Origin of the sequence: Mesorhizobium sp. M7A.F.Ca.AU.002.02.1.1 (assembly GCF_003998535.1) — a bacterium.
GTDB classification, from domain to species: domain Bacteria; phylum Pseudomonadota; class Alphaproteobacteria; order Rhizobiales; family Rhizobiaceae; genus Mesorhizobium; species Mesorhizobium ciceri.
In genome coordinates this window covers 1-6,154 of the sequence record NZ_RZPB01000357.1, presented here as the reverse complement: position 1 = coordinate 6,154, position 6,154 = coordinate 1, and the positions used below count along the sequence as shown (strand labels likewise).

4 protein-coding genes and 2 pseudogenes are annotated in these 6,154 nt (G+C 63.9%); 4 read left to right on the top strand and 2 right to left on the bottom strand.

Annotation, left to right across the window (positions count from 1 at the left end; translation table 11 throughout):
- Positions 1-379, bottom strand: a pseudogene (locus EN879_RS20875) (L,D-transpeptidase); the annotation flags it as partial.
- A gap of 238 nt (positions 380-617) precedes the next feature.
- Here EN879_RS20875 and EN879_RS40660 point away from each other — a divergent pair.
- Entirely contained in the window at positions 618-740 is a 123-nt protein-coding gene (locus tag EN879_RS40660; protein WP_013528283.1) for a hypothetical protein, read from the top strand.
- A gap of 96 nt (positions 741-836) precedes the next feature.
- Complete coding sequence (locus tag EN879_RS20865) at positions 837-1,460, top strand: LysE family translocator (RefSeq protein WP_023761181.1); 624 nt, start codon at positions 837-839, stop codon at positions 1,458-1,460.
- A 19-nt stretch (positions 1,461-1,479) separates the two neighbouring features.
- Here EN879_RS20865 and EN879_RS20860 read toward each other — a convergent pair.
- Positions 1,480-4,270, bottom strand: a pseudogene (locus EN879_RS20860) (autotransporter outer membrane beta-barrel domain-containing protein).
- 224 nt (positions 4,271-4,494) lie between these two features.
- Between EN879_RS20860 and EN879_RS20855 the strand changes: the two are divergent.
- Together EN879_RS20855 and EN879_RS20850 are read left to right on the top strand one after the other, a co-directional pair.
- Positions 4,495-5,817, top strand: coding sequence for a tetratricopeptide repeat protein (locus tag EN879_RS20855; RefSeq protein ID WP_063169803.1), 1,323 nt, complete (start codon positions 4,495-4,497; stop codon positions 5,815-5,817).
- A gap of 82 nt (positions 5,818-5,899) precedes the next feature.
- The coding region (locus EN879_RS20850; protein ID WP_245493845.1) for an FGGY family carbohydrate kinase at positions 5,900-6,154 on the top strand (255 nt) is incomplete at its 3' end.

The following is a 6,154-nucleotide window of genomic DNA, read 5'->3' as shown; positions in this document are numbered from 1 at the left end:
CCTTGAGATGGACGACGATGGTGCCGGGCGCCTCGCCTGTCGTGTCGACGACGATCTGGCGGCGGAATTCCGGCTTGACCTTCAGATATGGCACTTCCGGAACGTTGAAGCCGCCGTCGGTCAGCCCGGCATACATGACCCCGGGACTGGTGACGTTCTTGTCGACGCTGATGCTTGGCCGGATCGGCCGCACGGAACCCGTGGTGACGTCGTCGAGCTCGAGCGCCGGCAGGCCGCCGCCCGAGGTCGAGCAACCGGCGGCGCTCAGCAGCGCAAGCGCCCCTGCCCCGGACAGGATGGCGCGGCGGGAAAGATGATGATCGGTTTCGATTGCGTCGCCATTTCGCGGCGGCGTCAGACCTTGCGGCAACTCACGCATATACCCAGACCCTACGCTGTCGGCGGGAAGCACGGTCCGGCCGGATAGCAGGCATTTTCCTCATTCATGGTTGATAAAGCGTGAAGACCTTGCACAGCCTGCATTTGCGCATGGCCTTGGCGATGTTCGACCTTCTTGCCTGAACTTGAACGAAGGCTGCTGCACAAAAAGACCTCGGTCGAGTCATATTCCCGGCGCCGGCGTCTCCTACTCCTCGAACCATCAGCGAGGGGCCTCCATGTGCAAGACCTTAAAAACCGACATCAAGCTTTTTGCCGCTGCCATTGTCGCGGCGGCAACCGTTCTCGGTGCCAATGTCAGCCTGGCCGATATAGTGAGCACGCTGAGCGGCGCGAACTGACACCGATCTGCCGCTGGCGCAGTTAGGGAAATCGCCTCTTTACATTCTCCCGGGCCTAAGGATTTATCCTCTTCTTTAAGCTCAAAGGAGACGAGCATGTCCTTCGAAAACTGGGCCGCCTTCGCTGCCGCATCGACGATCCTTCTCATCATTCCAGGTCCGACCATCCTGCTGGTCGTGTCCTATGCGCTGGGCCAGGGCTGGCGTACCGCTCTGCCGATGGCCGTCGGCGTGGCGTTGGGGGATTTCACTGCGATGACGTTGTCGATGCTGGGTATCGGCGCGCTGCTGGCGGCCTCGGCGACCGTCTTCACCATCCTGAAGCTGATCGGCGCCGGTTATCTGATCTATCTTGGCGTGAAACTGTTTCGCGCCGGCGGCGCGTTGAAGGCCGAACCGCGCACCGACGCGGTCTCCTCGGCCAAGATGATGGCGCACGCCTGGCTGGTCACCGCGCTCAACCCGAAAAGCATCACGTTCTTCGTTGCCTTCCTGCCGCAGTTCCTCGACCGGCACGCCGATTTCTGGACGCAGATGCTGATCTTCGAGACGACCTTCCTGGCGCTCGCCTTCGCCAATGCCTTCGGCTATGCGCTGATCGCGGCACGCGCACGCAACGTGGTGCGCAATCCCAAGGCGATCCGCATCTTCAACCGCACCGGCGGTACGCTGCTGGTCGGCGCCGGCATCGCCACGGTGGCGATGCGTTCCAGCAATTAAGCTGTCTTTTTGACCGGCCTTACCATTTGACGCTGAAGCCCAGATTGCCTTCGAGGATCCGACGCTTGTCGCCACCGAGATTGGTGGTGTAGTCGCCGGTGGCGAAGATGCTGACCTTGTCCGTCACCTTGGCAATCACGCCGCCGCCGAACTCGAACGAGGTCGATCTGCCCTCGGTCGAGATGTCGGTGGTGTCGAAATTGACATGGCTGGTGCCGCCGAAATCGTGCCAGATGTTGGCCTTGAGATACGGCTGCAGCGCCATGCCATTGATCGCTGTTTCGCCTTGCAGCCGTGCGCCGAGCCGGCCGGTCACGCTGCCGTCCGTATCGAAGGAAACCGAAGCAAAGCGGTCCGACGCATCGTCGAGCGACAATTGCTGCCAGACCAGTTGCGCCTGCGGTTCAAGCGTCCAGCCTTGCGCCAGCGCGATGGGATAGCCGCCTTCCAGCGAAGCGGTGACGCCGGTCCCGCCGACGTCGATGCCAATGTCGCGCGACGATGTTGCGTTGCCGCCGAAGAAGGTGGCCATGAGGACGCCGTCCAGGTACCAGCCACCCTGACCGATCCGGGTCCAGTAGCCGCCGATACTGGTGCCGTTGATATCCATGCTGCCGACGGACAGATTGTCCCTGCCCAGCGCCTGGCCGCGCACGTCGCCATTCATGCTGGCATAGGCGACGAACAGGCCGGCGCGATCGGTCTGGCCCGACGCGGTTTCGCGGCCGAACAGATCGAAGCCCGCCTGGAGGCCGAACAGGGTGCCGTCAAAGGACGGCGATACCGTTCCTGAATAGGCCATCTTGCTGTCCTGACCGAAGATGCGGCCCCAGACCGGCGACAGCTCGGTGTTCGACAACAGGCTCTGCTCGCCGCGCCGTTCGTGGAATGTGCCGAGCGTCGTCATCGCCAGATGTTCGGCGACCGGCGGCAAGGCCGAATAGACCGGAACCTCGATGCGATAGAGCAGGATTTCCTCGCCCGCCGCCGGTGTCGGCAGGTCGGGCACCTCAGTTGGCACCACCGGCGGTGGCGGGGGCGGATCCGCCACTGGTGCCGGTGGTGGTGCCGGTGGTGTCGCGGGCGGCGGATCGGTCGGCACGACCGGCGGCGCCGGATCAACCGGATCGGGATCGCCGGGGGTGGATTCCGGCGGAGGCGGCGGCGCAGGGTCGATGGGCGGCGGCGGCGGCGGTTCGGCCGCCGGCGGCTCAGGTGCCGGCGGCGGAGCAGGCTCCAGCGCCGGCGGGGCTGCGGCCGGCGGGGCCGGCGTGTTCAGCGTCGAGCGCAGGTACCAGTTCTCCTCGCTGCCGGCGCTGACGCCGCCCTTGAACAGATAATATTCAAAGGCCCCGGCGGCGACCGGGGCGTCGAGCGCGAATGTCGTGGCGCCCGAGGTGGCGCCGTTGATTGCCTGGATGACCATGATGCCGTCCTGCGTGGTCGCAGCCCCCGCGCCGCCGAGATTGACCACGGAGATGCCGGTCGAACCGGAAGCCGTTCCGCTCGACAGGACCAACTTGTCGGATGCGGAGGAATCGTCACCGAGCTCGGTCTGGATAAGCAGCAGGCCACCCAGGCCGACATAATTGCCCGAAATCGTCAGGCTGTCGGTGGCGCCGGTGCTGCCATTGGTCAGGTCGATGCGCCCGGCATTGGTGACCTGCGCCAGCTGGCCTGCCGTAAACGCCTGGATCGCCGCATTGAAGCCGCCGCCGTAGAGCGTGCTTGCGGCATCGACACTGAGCGAACCCGTGCCGGTGCCGCTGTCGCCGAGCACCAGATTGCTGTCCATCGTCAGCTGGGTGTCATTGGTGGCGTCGATGCTTTCCCAGTTCTGGAGCCGGCTGACGCCATCCAGTTTGACGTTGTCCAGGGTCAGCGCATCGGTGCCGGCACCACCTGATATGGCATCCGTGGCACCGAGATTGGCGTTGGTGAGGTTGCTGAGCCTGGCGGTGTCGTTATCGCCGCCGAGATCGACGGAACCATAGATGATGCCGCCACCGTTCCAGACGAAATTGTCGGCGCCAAAGCTCATCAGTATATCGCCACCGACCGTGCCGCCGGTGACCGTGACGCTGTCATTGCCGCCGCTGACGCTGATGTTGCCGCCGATGGTGCCGCCCGACAGGATGATCGTGTCCTTGTCGAAGCCAGTGACGAGGTTGCGGTCGATGGTGCCGCCTGACATGTTGAAATAGTTCTGATCGAGCTTCATGTTGACCCGGCCGATGCGGCCACCGGTCATCACGGCGTGGTCGCCATCGTCGAAGAAATCGACGATGCGTCCGCCGGTCATGGTGAAGGTGTCGAGGCCGTCGCCCTGGTTGAGCGAGCCGATCTGGCCGCCGCTCATGTTGAAGTCGTCGATGCCGGCGCCCTGCTGGACATTGCCGGTGACGGTGCCCGCGCCAATTTTGAAGAAATCCGTGCCGCCACCCTGATCGACGGTGCCGGTTATGGTGCCTGACTGCATGTCGATGCCGGTCCGTGCCGACGCCAAAGGTCACATTGCCTGATATCTGCCCGGTGCCGCCGGCGGGAAAATTCAGCGTGTTGTCGCCGTCGAGATCGGTGAGGCTGCCGGCTGAGTCGCCGCTGTCACAGGTGTAGACGGTGTTTCCGGCGGATGGAGCCAGCACGCATGCGGCAAACGCGGCGGAGTTGGGCAGCAACGCAAAAGCTGTAGTTGAGAGGATGCTAATAAGCCACGGATGTAACGGATGCGGCTTTCGCCGTTGCGAAGCAATTGTCACCTGCGCATCCGCCGAACGACTGTTCGGAAGCGAGTTCTTCACATGCCGCATCGCGTCCCCTCTCGATTCGCGATTTCCAGCCCCCGCCAGCCGCCGCAATGAAGACACAATTCATTCAATTTTACAAAGCCTAATCTGCCCCGCATGGTTGCTAAACTGCAAAGACTACTGAAAGGTCTGGCGTAGCGCACGGTTGGCGTGTCCGTGGCCTATGCTTTAGGATCGCTTTGGGCCGAAGGATCAAGGGCCTGTCACGGGTCGATAAAGGACATCGCATGGCAATCAGGGACGCATTCGGCCTGGCACTTTCGGGCGCGACGGAGGCGGGATTCACGCCTTACAGCCAGGCAGTGCGTGAACTGCAGTGCTTCATCGGCGATCCCGTAGCTTCCGTCGACCGCGCCATCGCGGAAGATCCCGGCTTCGTCATGGCCCATGTCTTCAAGGGATATCTGTTCGGCCTCGCCACCGAGCGGGAGGCGACGGCCGTGGCCAAGGCTTGCCACGAGGCCGCACTGCCGCTTGCCGCGACCACGCGCGAGCGGGCGCATGTCTCGGCCCTTGGCCATCTCGCCAGCGGGCGCTGGCATGAGGCCAGCCGCGTTCTCGAGGACATCACCATCGAGACCCCGCGCGACGGGCTGGCGCTGCAGGTCGGCCACCAGATCGATTTCTTCACCGGCAATGCCCGCATGCTGCGCGACCGCATCGCTCGTGCCCTGCCTTCGTGGCAAAGCGGCATGCCCGGCTACCACGCCATGCTCGGCATGCAGGCTTTCGGGCTGGAGGAAATGGGTGACTATGTCAGGGCCGAGCAGCTTGGCCGCGAGGCAGTCGACATCGAGCCGCGCGACGGCTGGGCGCAGCACGCCGTCGCCCATGTCATGGAGATGCAAAGCCGGCAAAGGGATGGCATTGCCTGGATGCGCGCCAATCCGGAAGCGTGGACACGGGAGAGCTTCCTGCAGGTCCACAATTGGTGGCACCTGGCGCTGTTCCACTATGATCTCGGCGAGACCGACGCGGTGCTGGCCCTCTATGACGGCCCTATCTACAGCGTGCAATCGACGATGGCGCTCAACATGGTCGATGCCTCGGCAATCCTGTGGCGGCTCCACCTCGGCGGCGTCGATGTCGGCGACCGCTGGGCGGCACTCGCCGCCAACTGGGGCAAGGCGGGAGCGGGTCTTTATGCCTTCAACGACGCCCACGCGATGATGGCCTTCGTGGGTGCCGGGTTAGATGCGCCGGCCCTCGCCTTGCTCGAGGCTCAGCGCGAGGCCATGCGTGGCAGCGACGACAATGCGGCTTTCACGCGGGATGTCGGCCATCCGCTGACGCTCGCCATCAAGGCATTCGGTGAGGGCAGCTACGCCGAGACCGCGCGCCTGATCCGGCCGATCCGCGCGATCGCACATCGTTTCGGTGGCAGCCACGCCCAGCGCGACGTCATCGACCTGACGCTGATCGAGGCGGCCTTGCGCGCCGGTGAGGGTGCGCTGGCCAAGGCGCTCACGGCGGAGCGTTCGATGGCGCGGCCCGACAGTCCGCTGTCAGCGCTGTTTGTGCGACGCGCCGCCGATTTGTCGGAGAATTGACCCGAAGCGGATCTTGTTTTAAAAACTGGCCAAGCCAGATTTTTTCGAGACCCGAAAAAATTAACTGGCGTGGGAGGAAGACATGTATCTGGGCCTCGATCTCGGGACGTCGGGCGTCAAGGCGCTGCTGATCGATGCCGGGCAAACCGTCATCGGTTCCGGCCATGGTTCGCTTGATGTTTCACGGCCGCACCCCGGCTGGTCGGAACAGAATCCCGAGCACTGGATCCGGGCCTGCGAAGACGCAATCGCCGAGCTCAAATCCTCCCATCCGCATGAACTCGCGGCAGTCAAGGGCATTGGCCTGTCCGGCCAGATGCATGGCGCCACGCTGCTT

Bases quoted from the DNA above. Each gene is read 5' to 3' on its own strand.
- EN879_RS40660 (WP_013528283.1), top strand. From the start codon at position 618: ATGTGCAAGACCTTAAAAACCGACATCAAGCTTTTTGCCGCTGCCATT.
- EN879_RS20865 (WP_023761181.1), top strand. From the start codon at position 837: ATGTCCTTCGAAAACTGGGCCGCCTTCGCTGCCGCATCGACGATCCTT.
- EN879_RS20855 (WP_063169803.1), top strand. From the start codon at position 4,495: ATGGCAATCAGGGACGCATTCGGCCTGGCACTTTCGGGCGCGACGGAG.